The 15,235-nt window shown below is 57.4% G+C and carries 18 protein-coding genes; 12 read left to right on the top strand and 6 right to left on the bottom strand.

The genetic code is table 11. The annotated features are described in order from the left end of the window. The first annotated feature begins 33 nt into the window (after positions 1 to 33). The 7 genes from ACR0JI_RS10455 to ACR0JI_RS10425 all read left to right on the top strand — a co-directional run bounded on the left by ACR0JI_RS10455 (position 34) and on the right by ACR0JI_RS10425 (position 4,672). Complete coding sequence (locus ACR0JI_RS10455; RefSeq protein ID WP_267366053.1) at positions 34 to 969, top strand: aspartate carbamoyltransferase catalytic subunit; 936 nt, start codon at positions 34 to 36, stop codon at positions 967 to 969. Then, a complete protein-coding gene (locus ACR0JI_RS10450; protein ID WP_480474976.1) occupies positions 966 to 1,484 on the top strand; it encodes a hypothetical protein in 519 nt (172 codons plus the stop codon). The genes ACR0JI_RS10455 and ACR0JI_RS10450 overlap by 4 nt, the downstream gene beginning before the upstream one ends. After that, positions 1,469 to 1,855 carry a hypothetical protein gene (locus tag ACR0JI_RS10445; RefSeq protein WP_480474974.1) on the top strand — a complete coding sequence of 129 codons (387 nt, stop codon included), beginning with the start codon at positions 1,469 to 1,471 and terminating at the stop codon, positions 1,853 to 1,855. The genes ACR0JI_RS10450 and ACR0JI_RS10445 overlap by 16 nt, the downstream gene beginning before the upstream one ends. Further along, entirely contained in the window at positions 1,852 to 3,132 is a 1,281-nt protein-coding gene (gene pyrC, locus ACR0JI_RS10440) for a dihydroorotase (protein ID WP_480474972.1), read from the top strand. The genes ACR0JI_RS10445 and pyrC overlap by 4 nt, the downstream gene beginning before the upstream one ends. Beyond that, a complete protein-coding gene (gene plsY / locus ACR0JI_RS10435; RefSeq protein ID WP_480474970.1) occupies positions 3,132 to 3,737 on the top strand; it encodes a glycerol-3-phosphate 1-O-acyltransferase PlsY in 606 nt (201 codons plus the stop codon). Before pyrC ends, plsY begins: the two co-directional genes overlap by 1 nt. Then, positions 3,734 to 4,003 (top strand): hypothetical protein, encoded by a 270-nt coding sequence (locus ACR0JI_RS10430; RefSeq protein WP_480474968.1) that lies wholly within the window; start codon positions 3,734 to 3,736, stop codon positions 4,001 to 4,003. Before plsY ends, ACR0JI_RS10430 begins: the two co-directional genes overlap by 4 nt. Positions 4,004 to 4,195: 192 nt before the next feature. After that, entirely contained in the window at positions 4,196 to 4,672 is a 477-nt protein-coding gene (locus ACR0JI_RS10425; protein ID WP_480474966.1) for a YHS domain-containing (seleno)protein, read from the top strand. Between the two features lie 141 nt (positions 4,673 to 4,813). On the opposite strand, the gene ACR0JI_RS10420 is transcribed toward ACR0JI_RS10425, so the two are convergent. Then, entirely contained in the window at positions 4,814 to 5,797 is a 984-nt protein-coding gene (locus ACR0JI_RS10420; RefSeq protein WP_480474964.1) for a quinone oxidoreductase family protein, read from the bottom strand. 193 nt (positions 5,798 to 5,990) lie between these two features. On the opposite strand from ACR0JI_RS10420, the gene ACR0JI_RS10415 reads away from it, so the two are divergent. Next, a complete protein-coding gene (locus tag ACR0JI_RS10415; RefSeq protein ID WP_480474962.1) occupies positions 5,991 to 6,848 on the top strand; it encodes a DUF2189 domain-containing protein in 858 nt (285 codons plus the stop codon). A 30-nt stretch (positions 6,849 to 6,878) separates the two neighbouring features. Here ACR0JI_RS10415 and ACR0JI_RS10410 read toward each other — a convergent pair whose 3' ends face one another. Beyond that, positions 6,879 to 7,865, bottom strand: a complete 987-nt coding sequence (locus ACR0JI_RS10410; protein ID WP_480494361.1) for an NAD(P)H-quinone oxidoreductase — start codon at positions 7,863 to 7,865, stop codon at positions 6,879 to 6,881. A gap of 61 nt (positions 7,866 to 7,926) precedes the next feature. Continuing rightward, positions 7,927 to 8,619 carry a COQ9 family protein gene (locus tag ACR0JI_RS10405; protein ID WP_480494363.1) on the bottom strand — a complete coding sequence of 231 codons (693 nt, stop codon included), beginning with the start codon at positions 8,617 to 8,619 and terminating at the stop codon, positions 7,927 to 7,929. Positions 8,620 to 8,730: 111 nt separating this feature from the next. Here ACR0JI_RS10405 and rpsU point away from each other — a divergent pair, with 111 nt between their 5' ends. Both rpsU and ACR0JI_RS10395 read left to right on the top strand, forming a co-directional pair. Next, positions 8,731 to 8,937 (top strand): 30S ribosomal protein S21, encoded by a 207-nt coding sequence (rpsU, locus tag ACR0JI_RS10400; RefSeq protein WP_005614280.1) that lies wholly within the window; start codon positions 8,731 to 8,733, stop codon positions 8,935 to 8,937. 297 nt (positions 8,938 to 9,234) lie between these two features. Beyond that, positions 9,235 to 10,362: a CAP domain-containing protein gene (locus ACR0JI_RS10395; protein WP_480494365.1), complete on the top strand. Its 1,128-nt coding sequence runs from the start codon at positions 9,235 to 9,237 to the stop codon at positions 10,360 to 10,362. 48 nt (positions 10,363 to 10,410) lie between these two features. On the opposite strand, the gene ppk2 is transcribed toward ACR0JI_RS10395, so the two are convergent. Further along, positions 10,411 to 11,349, bottom strand: a complete 939-nt coding sequence (gene ppk2 / locus ACR0JI_RS10390; RefSeq protein ID WP_267365547.1) for a polyphosphate kinase 2 — start codon at positions 11,347 to 11,349, stop codon at positions 10,411 to 10,413. A gap of 252 nt (positions 11,350 to 11,601) precedes the next feature. Between ppk2 and ACR0JI_RS10385 the strand changes: the two genes are divergently transcribed. Next, positions 11,602 to 12,441: a CPBP family intramembrane glutamic endopeptidase gene (locus ACR0JI_RS10385; protein WP_480494367.1), complete on the top strand. Its 840-nt coding sequence runs from the start codon at positions 11,602 to 11,604 to the stop codon at positions 12,439 to 12,441. Positions 12,442 to 12,444: 3 nt separating this feature from the next. Here ACR0JI_RS10385 and ACR0JI_RS10380 read toward each other — a convergent pair whose 3' ends face one another. After that, positions 12,445 to 12,903: an Lrp/AsnC family transcriptional regulator gene (locus tag ACR0JI_RS10380; protein ID WP_209506641.1), complete on the bottom strand. Its 459-nt coding sequence runs from the start codon at positions 12,901 to 12,903 to the stop codon at positions 12,445 to 12,447. A 135-nt stretch (positions 12,904 to 13,038) separates the two neighbouring features. Here ACR0JI_RS10380 and ald point away from each other — a divergent pair, with 135 nt between their 5' ends. After that, positions 13,039 to 14,157, top strand: a complete 1,119-nt coding sequence (gene ald / locus ACR0JI_RS10375) for an alanine dehydrogenase (protein WP_480474952.1) — start codon at positions 13,039 to 13,041, stop codon at positions 14,155 to 14,157. 161 nt (positions 14,158 to 14,318) lie between these two features. Here ald and ACR0JI_RS10370 read toward each other — a convergent pair whose 3' ends face one another. Then, entirely contained in the window at positions 14,319 to 15,107 is a 789-nt protein-coding gene (locus tag ACR0JI_RS10370) for a mechanosensitive ion channel family protein (protein WP_480494460.1), read from the bottom strand. Positions 15,108 to 15,235: the final 128 nt, after the last annotated feature.

Genomic DNA, 15,235 nt, shown 5'->3' with positions numbered 1-15,235 from the left:
TAAGCGGCCCGATTGTCAGACAGGAGCCCGCCCATGCGTTTCGCCCATCGTCACCTTCTTGGCATCGAGCATCTGTCGCAATCCGATATCACCGAAATTCTCGACCTGGCCGAAACCTATGTCGACATGAACCGCCAGTCGACCAAACATTCGGACGTGCTGTCGGGGCTGACCCAGATCAACATGTTCTTTGAAAACTCAACCCGAACGCAGGCAAGCTTCGAACTGGCTGGCAAGCGTCTGGGCGCGGACGTGATGAACATGGCGATGCAGGCCAGTTCGATCAAAAAGGGCGAGACGTTGATCGACACTGCGCTGACTCTGAACGCGATGCATCCCGACCTTTTGGTGGTGCGTCACCCGCATTCAGGCGCGGTCGATTTGCTGGCGCAAAAGGTCAACTGTGCTGTTCTGAACGCAGGCGACGGGCGGCATGAACATCCGACACAAGCGCTACTGGACGCGCTGACGATCCGCCGCGCAAAAGGTCGCCTGCACCGTCTGAACATCGCCATTTGCGGCGATGTCGCGCACTCCCGTGTTGCACGCTCGAACCTGATCCTGCTGGGCAAGATGGAAAACCGCATTCGTCTGATCGGCCCGCCCACACTCGTGCCGTCGCAATTCGCCGAGTTCGGGGCCGAGGTATATGACGACATGAACGAAGGCCTCAAAGACGTCGATGTGGTCATGATGCTGCGCCTTCAGAAAGAACGAATGGATGGGGGCTTCATCCCGTCAGAACGCGAGTACTACCACCGGTACGGCCTGAATGCGGAAAAACTGGCGCTGGCCAAACCCGATGCCATTGTCATGCACCCCGGCCCAATGAACCGCGGGGTTGAGATCGACGGAACCCTGGCTGATGACATCAATCGATCCGTTATACAGGAGCAGGTGGAGATGGGGGTCGCTGTCCGCATGGCCGCCATGGACCTTCTGGCCCGCAACCTGCGCGAGGTTGCATGAACAATCTGAAGGTCGCCCCCCATGAACGCGGCGTCCTGCGCCTGTTCACGCTGGACATGCGCCCAGAAGAGGCAAAGTTCCTGCGCGAACCGGGTGCCGCCGATCAGGTGCTTGGCGTCGACGGGCTGGACCCCGAGCAGATCGACGTCTTTCCGGTGTCCGACCTCGAGGAACTTGGGCTTTACGGCTATCTGTACGAAGGGTGTGGCGTGTCCGAGGATCAGTTGGACCGTGCCGCGCTGGCGCAGATCGGCGGATGGGTCATGGTCCTGCGCAGCGCAGCGTTCAAAGACCAGACCATGACACTTGAGCCCGATCCCCGGCTGCACCTGACGGGCCTTTACACGGAAGAGGCAACCAATTGGACCGGCGGAACGATCGAAACCGAAAGCGCCAGACCTTTCTCGGCCCCGCAAACCGCGCCGGTTGACAACAAACCGCTCCGCATAGGCTCGGCTGTTATGGCATTGGTAGTACTTTTGATCACCGGAGGGATTCTATGGCTGATCCTGTAGTCTTTGCCCCGGACAAGGGCGCGTATATCCGCACCAATGCGTGGCTTGCGGCCGCTGCCATGGCCGGTGCAATGGCTGTGTTGTGGTTGACCGGCAACCCTTATGTCTGGACCGGAGCACCTGCTGGCCTCGCCGCTATCGGCATCCGCGCGTGGTATCTGGCATCGGAAGAACTGGCCGCAAACTGGAAGATGACCGACACTTTGTTGACCGGTCCCGGCGAGCGAAAAGTTGCGCTGAATCAGATCGAGGCGGTCAAAACCATGGGCAGTTTCGTGCAAGTCGTTACCAAGGGCGGAGACAAACACCTGATCAAGTATCAGGCCGATCCCGCCGCCACGAAGGCCGCCATCGAAAGGGCTGTTCCATGAATACCGTTCTTTTCACCAACGCACGCCTGATCGACCCCGAAGCGGGAGCAGAGTCAACTGGCTGGTTGCAGGTGAACGATGGCCGGATTACCGCCCGAGGCGAAGGAATTGCTCCGAGTACGGAGGGGCATATCGTAGATTGCAACGGCAAGTGCCTCGCCCCTGGCATCATCGATATTGGCGTCAAGGTCTGTGAACCCGGTGAACGTCATAAGGAAAGCTATCGGTCAGCAGGACTTGCTGCCGCGGCTGGCGGTGTCACGACGATTGTCACCCGACCAGATACTATGCCAGCAGTCGACACACCGGAAACGCTGGAATTCGCGACACGTCGGGCGCAGGCCGATGCGCCGGTCAATGTTCTGCCGATGGCTGCCCTGACCAAAGGGCGCGAAGGGCGCGAGATGACCGAAATCGGGTTTTTGTTGGACGCGGGCGCGATCGCCTTCACCGATTGTGATCACGTCATCACCAATACCAAGGTGTTTTACCGCGCCCTGACCTATGCGAAGTCCTGTGGCGCGCTTGTGATAGCCCACCCGCAAGAGCCGGGGCTGAGCGCCGGGGCCGCGGCGACCAGCGGAAAGTTCGCCGCATTGCGCGGCCTACCCGCAGTGTCACCGATGGCAGAGCGGATGGGGCTGGACCGCGACATTGCCCTGTTGGAGATGACCGGCGCCGCCTATCACGCCGACCAGATCACCACGGCCCGGGCGCTGCCTGCACTGGAGCGCGCCAAGCACAATGGGCTGGACATAACCGCAGGGACGTCGATCCACCACTTGACGTTGAACGAGCTTGACGTGGCCGACTATCGCACCTTCTTCAAGGTCAAGCCGCCGCTGCGATCAGAAAACGACAGGCAAGCGGTTATCGAAGCCGTTCGCACCGGGCTGATCGATATCATCAGCTCGATGCACACCCCTCAGGACGAAGAAAGCAAGCGCCTGCCGTTTGAAGAAGCGGCCTCGGGTGCGGTCGCACTGGAAACGCTTCTGCCCGCGGCCTTGCGCCTGTATCACGCGGGCCAGCTGGATCTGCCGACGCTGTTTCGGGCCATGGCCCTTAACCCGGCCAAGCGGCTTGGGTTGGACAGCGGTCGCCTGTCGAAAGGCGCGCCAGCCGATCTGGTTCTGTTCGACCCGGATGTGCCTTTTGTGCTTGATCGGTTTGCACTAAAATCAAAATCTCAGAACACTCCATTTGACGGCCAGCGGATGCAAGGTAAGGTCATTTCGACCTATGTAGCAGGTAATGAAGTGTTCCGGAGACCCTGATGCCCCCAATCGACAACTCGACTAGCGAACTGCTCCAATGGGCGGTGGTTGGATACCTGATGGGCTCCATTCCCTTCGGCTTGTTGCTGGCCAAGATCATGGGATTGGGAAATCTGCGCGAGATCGGGTCCGGCAATATCGGGGCGACAAATGTCCTGCGCACCGGCAACAAGGCCGCTGCGGCGCTGACCTTGCTGTTTGACGCTGGTAAAGGCGCGGCGGCCGTTCTGATTGCACGTGCCTATGCGGGTGAAGATGCGGCCCAGGTTGCTGCACTTTTGGCGTTTCTGGGCCATTGCTTTCCGGTTTGGCTGAGCTTCAAGGGTGGCAAGGGCGTGGCGACCTTTCTGGGGCTTTGGCTAGCACTGGATTGGCGCGTTGGTGTTGCCTGCTGCCTCACCTGGCTGGTCGCGGCGGCAATCTGGCGGATATCCTCGGTTGGTGCACTGGCAGCCGCTGCGCTTTCCACAACCTGGGTGTTGTTGCTGACAAACGGGACTACATTTATCCTTGGGATAATTCTGACACTTCTTGTCTACTGGCGGCACAGCTCGAACGTTGCGCGGATCAAGGCCGGAACGGAACCCAGAATCGGAAAACCGTGACCGCGTCAGACGCGTTTCTGTCTGCCCTTTTTGCACTGCCGTTGGGCAGTTTCACCGGAACCTCCGGCGGTCGACGCTATGTTGTTGTGCGTCAACAAATGGCGCGTGGTAAATCCCACAAGCTGATCGCGCACGAGCTAGGCGGAACCGACTATATCAGCCTGAACCTGTATCAGACCCAGGGCAGCGGCGCGTTGCTTCGACCCTGTGAAATGCCCGCACACAAAGTCATCGCATTTGTCCTGAACCTAACGCCGGATACCTGAGGCGGCTCGGCAAAAAAGAACAGTGGCTCTATCACCTGCGCACAATCACAATTCATTGTTTTGAACGTGATCAGCCCGCTTCCCAAATCGCTATCGTGACGGTCAATTACGGGCCACACAGGACAACAATCTGGGCCTTACGGCGGCAATTATTGCGGTGCTGAACGGGCTCATTTCACGAAAGGTGAAGCAATGAACAAGTTTAAATCTCTGATCAGTGGCGTGGCACTGTCTGTCACGTTGGCAACCTCCGCGCTGGCGGCTGGCGTCGAAATCAACGCAAGCTCGACTGGTCTGGCCATGCAGGGCTATGATCCGGTGGCGTACTTCACCGCTGGCGAAGCGACCAAGGGCGATTACCGCATTACTGCATTGCACGATGCTGCACTGTACCGGTTTTCGTCGGAAGAAAACAAAGTAGCCTTTGAAGCCAATCCTGATGCATATCTGCCCGCATATGGCGGCTATTGTGCCTTCGGCGCGGCCATGGGCTTTAAATTCGACGGCGACCCGAACCACTGGAAGATCGTTGACAACAAGCTGTATCTGAACCTGTCCAAAGACATTCAGGAGCGCTGGGAAGGCGACATCCCGGGTTTCATCGAAAGCGCGAGCGCAAACTGGGAAACGATTGCTGAAAAATCCCCGGCAGAGCTGCAATCGCAGTAAAACCTGATTATTTCAGGCACAGCGGCGGCGGGTTTTCCGCCGCCGTATGTTATTGAAGACCTCTTGCCCTTCCCATTCAGCGCATCAAGTGTCCCAATTCAATGGGCAATATCGTTTGGATACTGCGTTACAGGTCCAGAGTTACAGGTCCAGAATTGTGCTGCCAGTCGTTTGCCGCGCCTCAAGCGCACGATGCGCATCAGCAACCTGATCCAAGGCAAAACGCTGATCGACATGGACTTTGACCTCACCCCCCTCGACTTTGCCAAACAGGCGACGTGCCATTGCCTGACACACCGCATGATCCGCGATATGAGTAAACAACGTGGGCCGGGTGATCTTGAGCGAGCCTTTCTGGCCCAGAACCCCAAGGTTGAACGGTGGAACCGGGCCCGAGGCGTTGCCGAAGGAAATCATCATGCCCAGCGGTTTCAGGCAATCCAGTGATCCTTCGAACGTGTCCGCTCCGACCGAGTCCATCACCACGTCTACGCCCTGACCCTTTGTAATCTCAGCCACGCGTTCTGCGAAATTCTCGGACCTGTAATTGATGCAATGCGCGGCCCCGTTAAACCGCGCAAGGCTGCATTTCTCGTCACTCCCCGCCGTTCCGATCAAGGTGATGCCTTCGGATTTAGCCCATTGGCATGCGATCAGCCCGACCCCGCCAGCTGCCGCATGGAACAGGACCGTATCACCCCGTTTCAATGGTGTGGTCCGGTGAAATAGGTATTCAACCGTCAGACCTTTCAGCATCATCGCTGCACCGGCTTCGAATGTGATGCCATCCGGTAGCGGGCAAACCTGCGCAGCGGGCATCACGCGCGCCTCACAATAAGCACCGGGCGGGGCTGCGGCGTAAGCGGCCCGCTGCCCCGGTCTGAGATGCGTTACCCCTTCCCCAACCGCCTCAACGGTACCTGCGGCCTCCATGCCTAAAGCATGGGGAAGGTCAAGGGGATACAGGCCGGTGCGTTGATATACGTCGATGAAGTTCAACCCGCAGGCCTGATGCCGAATACGTATCTCACCCGGACCGGGATCACCTACAGGCCTGTCTTCGATCCGCAAAACCTCAGGCCCACCAAATTCGTGAATCACAACCGTTTTCGCTGTTTTCTGCATCCTGACCTCCTCTTGCCTGCCATCAAGCTAACATGACTGTGACACACGGCAATCCGTCCGATGCCGGAGTATTGATCCAGATTTCGCAAATTTATGTTATACTGAGGCATGGCGTTGCCGGTTGGGCCGGCCACGGGCAACTGAATGCCGGATCCGTTCCGCGGCGCAAGTCTCGCCAGGGAAGGGTGAAGAAATGGCTAAGACAATCGGAAACCCGATCAGCTGGGCGGCCCAGGCTCTGGGCGCCACAGGTGACCACGTCACAGAAAGCGTCTCGCAACTTGGCAGTGCAGATCCAACGCAAGTGCCAATGGTGCAGACCTTGACCCTGCAAGACCTACGCGCCTGCCTGAGGGCGGGGTATCAGGATTTTCTCGAAACCCGAGCGGATGTGGTGTTCATTGTCCTGGTTTACCCGGTTGCCGGGCTTTTGATGTTCGGCTTTGCCCTGAATGCCAACCTGGTTCCGCTTCTGGCCCCTCTGGTCGCTGGCTTCGCGCTGATCGGGCCAGTTGCGGCCGTGGGCCTCTATGAGATCAGCCGCAAGCGTGAACAGGGCAGCGAGGTTCACTGGCTGGACGCATTTGGTGTGCTCCGCTCGCCGTCATTCGGAGCAATTCTGGTTTTGGGGTTTTACCTTGTGATGCTGCTGCTGCTTTGGCTGATGGTGGCACAAAGCATTCACACCTACACGATGGGCCCCGAGGTTCCAGCGTCGCTCAGCGCATTTGCCACGCAGGTGTTCACGACCTCCGCGGGCTGGACGATGGTCATTGTTGGAACAGCGGTTGGATTCGTTTTTGCGCTTTGCGCACTGGCGATCAGCGTCGTCAGTTTTCCCTTGCTGCTGGACCGTAAAGTAGGCCTGCCGGTTGCTGTTGTGACATCATTCAGGGTGCTGCGTCACAACCCCGGCGTCATTCTGACCTGGGGATTCATCGTAGCGGTGCTTTTGTTCCTGGGGGCTTTGCCACTGCTGTTGGGGCTTATCGTGGTGATGCCCGTTCTGGGTCATGCCACGTGGCATCTGTATCGCCGCGCCGTTGCGTGAACGCGCGGGACACGCCCGCGCATTCTAAACTCAACCCGCGATCTTCAGAACAATCTTGCCAATATGACCCGAGCTTTCCATGCGCGCATGGGCGGCGGCGGCTTCGGTCAGATCAAACTCGCTGTCCATCACGGGCGCAACTTTTCCGGCATCCAACAGAGGCCAGACAGCTTCGCGCAGGTCCTGCGCGATTTGCGCCTTGGCCAGATCACTTTGTGGGCGCAATGTGCTGCCGGTCAGGGTCAGGCGCTTGACCATCATCAGGGCAAAGTTCAGCTCGACCACAGGCCCTTGCAGAAACGCGATTTGCACCAGCCGCCCATCTTCGGCCAGGGCCTTGACGTTGCGGGGGATGTAATCACCGCCGACCATATCGAGGATCAGGTTTGCCCCACCTTCGGCGCGCATGGCTGCTACGAAATCCTCATCGCGATAATTGATCGCTTTTTCGGCGCCCAGCTTGATGCAAGCCTCACATTTCTCATCCGAGCCAGCCGTGGCGAAAACGCGCGCGCCAAAGGCATTGGCCAGTTGGATTGCCGTCGTACCAATACCGCTGGACCCACCGTGAACCAGAAAACGTTCACCTGCCCTCAACCCGCCACGCATGAACACGTTGGACCAGACTGTGAAGAAGGTCTCGGGAAGACACGCTGCCTCTTTCATTCCCATACCCGCGGGCACATGCAAACAATGAGCCGCTGGGGTCGAAACGTATTCCGCATAGCCACCGCCGGGCAGCAGTGCGCAGACCTGATCACCGACAGACAGTCCTTCGACCCCCACACCGACCGAGACCACTTCGCCCGAAGCTTCAAGCCCCGGCAGGTCACTGGCGCCCGGCGGCGGATCGTAAGCGCCCGCGCGTTGCAAAGCGTCGGGGCGGTTCACCCCGGCATAGGCCACTTTCAATACAACCTGTCCGGCCCCCGGCTTAGGGATAGGACGTTCGGTCAGCTGCAAAACATTGGGACCACCCGGTTGAGAGATCTCAACAGCACGCATCATCTGGGTCATAGGCACCTCCTTTGCCCAATGCCTAACAGGCATCAGAGGCAAGGCCCAGCACCAAGACGCGTTACTTTCGAGGGTTCAACATGCCAGGCAGATCATCCCGCATCTTGGCCGGCGCCCTCACCTGACCCGCCAGCCAGTTCGGAACTGCAAGAAAGGGTTTCAACACCGGGTTGTCACGCACCTGAGCCTTGAGCTTTTCGAACTCCATGACATTTGCGATCCGGCGATCCAGAAACTCCCACGTGCGCTGATGGTCAGGGCTGTCATCACCCAGCCAGAACAGCAAGGTCGAGGAATAGACCCCCGACAAGGTTGCCCGTTTGGTATACCAGTTCACATCTTCCGACGTATCGCCCAGCGCGTCCCATATCAGGTCGCAGGTCTGCCATAAGGCCTTGGCTCCATCGGCCGCATATGCTGGCAGGGAAAACAGCGTCATGCCCCGGCGCACCAGTTCTTTGTCTTCAACAGCCTGCAACCGGAACCGGACCGCAGCGGCAATCTTATCGCGGAATTTTAGACCGCTCATGTCCTCGGACCTGAGGCGGTCCAGCATCACCTGATCGCCGCGCGCATGAAAGGCCAGTGCCAGATCAACCGCCCCGCGCGGGCAAATTGCACGTGCCAAACCGTCATCCAGACCACAATCGGAAACCGAGGCGCGAAAGCTGGTTTCCGACCAGCCGTCAAAAGGAACATGGTTCAGCATCGCGTCCAAAAGCTGCCGTTTTGCATCTTCATATGTGGTGGTCATGACGGTTCTCCGGTTGTCAGGTCCAGTACTAGACAAGTTAGGGCGGCTTTGCTATACGGCCAACTCCTGCAATTTCCTTGCAACTCTATCTAGAAAGGTGGTGACAACCACATGCAGGTTAGTGTTCGCGACAATAACGTCGATCAGGCGCTTCGTGCCCTGAAGAAAAAGCTGCAGCGCGAAGGCGTGTTCCGTGAAATGAAGCTCAAGCAACATTTCGAGAAACCGTCCGAGAAGAAAGCGCGCGAGAAAGCTGAAGCGATTCGCCGTGCCCGTAAACTGGCGCGCAAGAAAGCCCAGCGCGAAGGTCTGCTCTGAGATCTTTGATTTCGTCCAGCTTTGGATGACACTATTTGACGACCCCCGAGGCATGGCCCGGGGGTTTGTCGTTTCAGGGCTCGGATACAATCCGCCGACTCGTGGTTCAGGTTGTGCGGCAAGCTGCCATTTCCGTACAGGCAGTGTTTTGCCCGGCGCTTTGCAGCGCAGCGAATCTCGTCTCGGTAGCATCGGGCCGCCAAAACTCGCCTGAATTGCGCCGCCCTCTATCACCCGCGACGTCCCCGCCTCTAAGTGAGCCCGTCCGCAAGGACACAAACACAAACGGAGGCAAATATGTCGACTGCAAGTACAAACGAACGCGAGATGCTGGCGCTGATAAACCAGGAGCGCACGTCCCGCGGTCTCAACCCGCTGCAACTTGAAACGCAGCTGAACGACTCGTCCGAAGATCACAGCACCTGGATGCTGAATACAGACACCTTCAGCCACACCGGTTCAGGCGGTTCCAGCGCAACCCAGCGGATGCAAAACGCGGGGTTCGATCTTGAAGGAAGCTGGCGCACCGGGGAAAACATCGCATGGCAGTCCGAACGCGGCGCGCCGGGTATCAGCGACGATGTCGCCCAGTTGCATCAAAACCTGATGAACAGTCCGGGTCACCGCGCCAATATCCTGAACCCGGATTTCAAATATATCGGGATCGGGATCGAAACCGGTGACATGCAGGGCTTCGATGCCGTGATGGTTACGCAAAACTTTGCCGCAACCGACGCGGCTGTCATGCTGGACAACGGCAATACAAACGCGCCGCCCGTTCCCCCGACAACACCGGATGAAGTTGCAGAGCCCGAGGAACCGGAAACCGAAACCCCAGATACTGACGTCACCGAGACCGAGGAGCCTGGGACTGAGACCCCCGAAACTGAGGAGCCGACACCCGAGACACCGGACACCGACGTCACAGAGACGGAAGAACCGGACCCCGAATCGCCTGATACCGACGTCACTGAGACCGAAGAACCGGAACCTGAAACCCCCGGTACCGAGGAACCAACACCCGAAACACCGGACACTGACGTAACCGAAACTGAAGAACCGGAACCTGAAGCGCCGGATACTGACGTAACCGAAACCGGGGAACCGCAACCTGAAACGCCCGATACCGAAGTCGTGGATGGCGGTGAGCCGGAAGCCTTCTGCTTTGACATTCAGGCCTTTCTGGATGAAATCGCCAGCTTCCTTGAAAACCTGCAAGCGCAGTTTGACGAGTTTGATTGGGCCGACGACATGAATGACGGCACTGATGTGGCAGATGTCGACGACGTCGATATCATGCCGACCCTAGATACCACCCCGGAGACCGAGATTGAGCCTGTCGACACCCAAACAGCCGAAGACGATGGCTGCGATGTCTTCATGATCAATATCTTCACCCATGACTGCATGATGGATGCGGCCTGATCACTTGAAATTGTGCGAGGTCGGCCCTGCCGGCCTCGCATGCGTTGCTCAGTAAATCTTTGGAACGTAAAGCTCGTCTGGCAAAACCCGCCGCTCGTATTCAGGATTGTACCGACGGTCCGGCAAATTGACCTTTTCCTGTGGCACGTCTTCGTAGGGGATTCTTGTCAACAGATGCTCGATACAATTCAGACGTTCGCGTTTCTTGTCATTACCCTCAACGATATACCACGGCGCTTCGGGTATGTTGGTTCGGAACAACATGTCTTCCTTGGCCTTCGTATACGCCTCCCAGCGAATACGGGATTCAAGATCCATCGGTGACAGTTTCCACTGTTTCATCGGGTCGTGAATACGCATGAGGAACCGCAGTTGCTGCTCTTCATCCGTGATCGAAAACCAGTATTTCAGCAGAATGATCCCTGACCGGACCAGCATCCGTTCAAATTCGGGAACGTCCTGAAAGAACTGTTCGACCTGATCCTCGGACGCAAAGCCCATCACCCGTTCAACCCCTGCCCGGTTGTACCACGAGCGGTCGAACAAGACGATTTCACCCGCGGCAGGCAGATGCGGCACGTAGCGTTGAAAGTACCATTGGCTCTGCTCGCGGCGACTGGGCGCTGGCAGAGCAACCACACGGGCGACACGGGGGTTCAGACGCTGCGTGATCCGTTTGATCACGCCCCCCTTGCCCGCACTGTCACGGCCTTCAAACAGGATACAAACCTTGGCACCAGTGTGCTGCACCCAATCCTGCACCTTGATCAACTCGGCCTGCAATCGCAGCAGGTTTCGGAAATAGACCTTGCGATCCAGCATTTCGGGGTGCTGGTCCCGATAGATTTTGCGGACTTCCATCGACAGCATAGGCTCGCTGAACTCGATCTCGAAATCTTCGTCCAGCGTGTCTTCCAACTCGGCCTCAAGCCAGTTCTTGGTGCCCCCATCGTTTTCGTAAGCCAAGATCAGCTCCTTCTCAGTCATCGGGTTCGAACCATATCGGGCCTGTGTAACCGCCTGATGTCATCAGATAAATTGAAGCCGATCCGTTGCAGCAATCTCAATCGGAAATCAGGGTCTGGACGGGTATATGGTCTTTTACCCGAATGTGTACGTCTGGCCCAAAGGATACAAGCACAAGAATAGACACAAGGCATCAGTCGCGCGCTTCCTAGTTGCTTGCATTGCCTTGTTTTTGTGCGGCATGACTGAGTCCACAATTCAGACGAGAACGCCGTGACGTTTTTCTTTTCGACATTGCCGGTCACCTGGCCTTGGCTGATCCTGATCACAGCGCAAGTCGCGGCGATGGTGCGTCGAACTGGCCTTGCGTTTGCCCTGCTGGTTCTGTTCGTCAGTGTTGCTTGGGTTACCGGGCTGATGTCACCGACAGCAATCGTGGCGGTGGCGCTTGGTCTGATCGTGGCCTTCTTCCTCCCACGCCAGACAGGTCTGCTCGCTATCGCAGGGCATACGCTGTTGATCCTGTGGTGCCTGGCATTGGGGGCACATCTGTTCCCAGGGTTCAACAACTTGAAACTGCTGGATCAGGTGCAGGCAAGTGTTTTCAGCACAAGTTTCACACTGCACCTGAATCTGGACAAACCCATGGTCTTCTTTGCCGTTCTTCTGGCCTGTCCCGGAATGCTGAACAGCGCAATCCAGAACAGAATAATACCTTTGCTAGCGGGTTTGCTGATTTTGCCTGGCCTGTTTCTGCTGGGTCTATCGCTGGGCGCGGTGCGCTTGGACCTCTCAACCCCTTATTGGTGGATGGTATTTTGCCTGTCCAACCTGTTTCTGACTTGTCTTACCGAAGAGGCGTTCTTTCGCGGCTACTTGCAGTCGGCCATTACCTCGCGCCTTGGAGTAACAGGCGGTCTGGTCTCCGCCAGCCTGCTGTTTGGATTGGCGCATATCGGCGGAGGACCCGCGCTTGTAGTATTCGCAGCCCTTCTCGGGCTGGGGTGCGGGTTGGGATATTATGCTACCGGTCGGCTCTGGGTGCCTGTTGCGATGCATTTCGGGTTTAACCTGACCCACCTGCTGCTGTTCACCTATCCCGGCCCATTATGACGGTCAGACCGGCAAGGCCGTGGTCTTGAACACGGTACGCAACGCAAATGAACTTTGCATCTGCGCCACCCCTGGCAAGCGCGACAGGTATTGCCGGTGGATACGCGCGAAATCTTCTGTATTTTCCGCCACAACTTTCAGAATGTAATCTGCGGTACCTGCCATCAGGTGACACTCCAGCACATCCGGTATTCGGGCCACCGCCTTTTCGAACACATCCAGAACCTCTTCGGCCTGACCTTGTAACGTGATTTCGACAAAAACGGTGGTTGGCACGTTCATTTTCCGCGCATCCAGCAGAGCCACGTAGTTGCGGATATAGCCGTCAACCTCCAACCGTTGAACGCGGCGGTGGCACGCAGACGGAGACAGGTTGACCTGTTCAGACAACTCGGAATTCGACATCCGGCCATTCTTCTGAAGTGCGGCCAGAATCTTTCGATCGGTCGTGTCCAGGCTCATTCCTGCAATTCCTTTGCGAGTTTTTTGAATAGTACGGGAAATTCTTCCAAAGAAAAGTCCATTAGCACGTTTTCTTTCACAGAAATTGCGCCACGAAATGCACATAATTTAAGCAGCTTATGAACGGAGAGCCCAATGAAAATCGGTTGCCCCAAGGAAATCAAACCTCAGGAATTCCGCGTCGGGATGACGCCCAATGCCGCTCAGGAAGCGGTTGCACGCGGACACCGAGTCCTGATCGAATCCGGTGCAGGCATCGGCGCAGGTTTCGACAATGACGCCTATGTTGCAGCAGGCGCGCAAATCGTTGACACCGCAGAAGAGGTGTTTGCCACCGCTGACATGATCGTCAAGGTCAAGGAACCTCAGGCGGTTGAACGCAAGATGCTGCGTGAAGGGCAGTTGCTGTTCACCTATCTGCACCTGGCTCCGGACCCGGATCAGACGCACGACCTGCTGGAGTCGGGCTGTACCGCAATCGCCTATGAGACCGTAACGGATGCTAACGGCGGTCTGCCGCTGCTGGCACCCATGTCCGAGGTCGCCGGTCGGCTGGCACCTCAGGTTGGATCCTGGACCTTGCAGAAGGCAAATGGTGGCCGTGGGGTTCTGATGGGCGGCGTTCCCGGCGTTGGCCCGGCCAAAGTAGTTGTGATTGGCGGCGGCGTCGTCGGGACACATGCGGCCAAGATTGCCGCCGGAATGGGGGCTGATGTCACCGTTCTGGATCGGTCACTGCCGCGTCTTCGCTATCTGGACGATGTCTTTGGCGGAACTTTCAAGAACCAGTATTCGACAGCGGGCGCCACCGCTGAACTGATCCAGGACGCTGATATGGTCATCGGTGCTGTTCTGATCCCCGGCGCTGCCGCACCGAAACTGGTGTCGCGTGCTCAACTGTCGACGATGAAACCCGGCGCAGTACTGGTGGATGTCGCCATCGACCAAGGCGGGTGCTTTGAAACGTCAAAAGCCACTACCCATGCCGACCCGATCTACAATGTCGATGGTATCATGCACTACTGTGTGGCCAACATGCCGGGCGCTGTTGCGCGCACCTCGACCATCGCACTGGGCAATGCCACGATGCCGTTCATGCTGTCGCTGGCCGACAAGGGATGGAAACAGGCATGTCAGGACGATCCGCACTTGCTGGAAGGTTTGAACGTTCATGCTGGCAAACTGACCTACTATGCCGTTGGCAAGGCCCTTGGCATCGACGTCGTTTCGCCAAATGTGGTGGTCAAATCGTAAGTGCCTCCTATCCTGAAGTTGCCTGGTGATGGTAATTCTCAGGGTGGCGCGTTCGGTACCGAACCGACGGCTTTCACAAAAAAGGGCACCGCGTTTCTACGCGGTGCCCTTTTCAATACGCGGACGGTATGAAAGACTGTCAGATCATTGAGCGCCAGCCGTCACCCCTGTTTTTGAATTTCGACCGAATGTGGATACGGAATCGAAACACCTTTGGCGTCAAACGCCTCTTTCACCACTTTCGTAAGCTCGAACTTGACGTCCCAGTAATCGGCTGCCGCACACCATAGCCGCGCAGTCAGATCGACCGAGCTGTCACCCAGATTCGTGACCCGCACCCAGGGTTCAGGGTCGCTGTGAATGCGCTGGTCGGCCTTGGCCACATCCAGAATGATCTGCATGGCGGTATCTGCGCTGTCCCCGTAATCAATTCCAAACACCAGATCGACACGTCGTGTGTCATGGGCAGAATAATTGGTGATGATCGACCCCCATGCCCGACCGTTTGGAACAATGATCTGCACGTTGTCGGGGGTCACAAGCTCGGTCGTGAACAGGCTCAGGTCCATAACGGTTCCTGCCGAGCCACCGATATCCACATACTGTCCCAGCTTGTAGGGCCGGAAAACCACCAACATCACACCGGCCGCAAGATCACTCAGCGTACCCTGAAGTGCCAACCCGACAGCCAGCGAGGCAGCACCCAGAATAGCGACGATACTGGTGGCTTCTATCCCGAAGATCCCCAGAACGGCGACCAGAACTATGGCCAGAATTGCCCACTTGATCACACTGGCGGCAAAATTCCCAAGTGTCGGGTCGATCTGTGGTGTTTTGTTGATCCGGCGGCGTACAACACTCGCGATCGTTCGGGCGGCGATCCAACCCAAAACAAGAACGATCAGAGCTTTCGCTGCATTCAAGGCAATCGGCAAGTATTGATTGGCCATACCAATCGCCTGCTCAGCCAAGTCGGCGGTTTGTTCCATCTCGAATTTCCTCGTGTTTTCTGTTCGGCAATTCTAATAATACAGGCTCCGCGATTGGTGCGGAGCCCGATGTCGCGACGAAACGACAG

The organism is Ruegeria sp. N10, from assembly GCF_056531545.1.
Note: the sequence above shows the minus strand (reverse complement) of the source record. Positions and strands in the feature narration are given on the sequence as shown.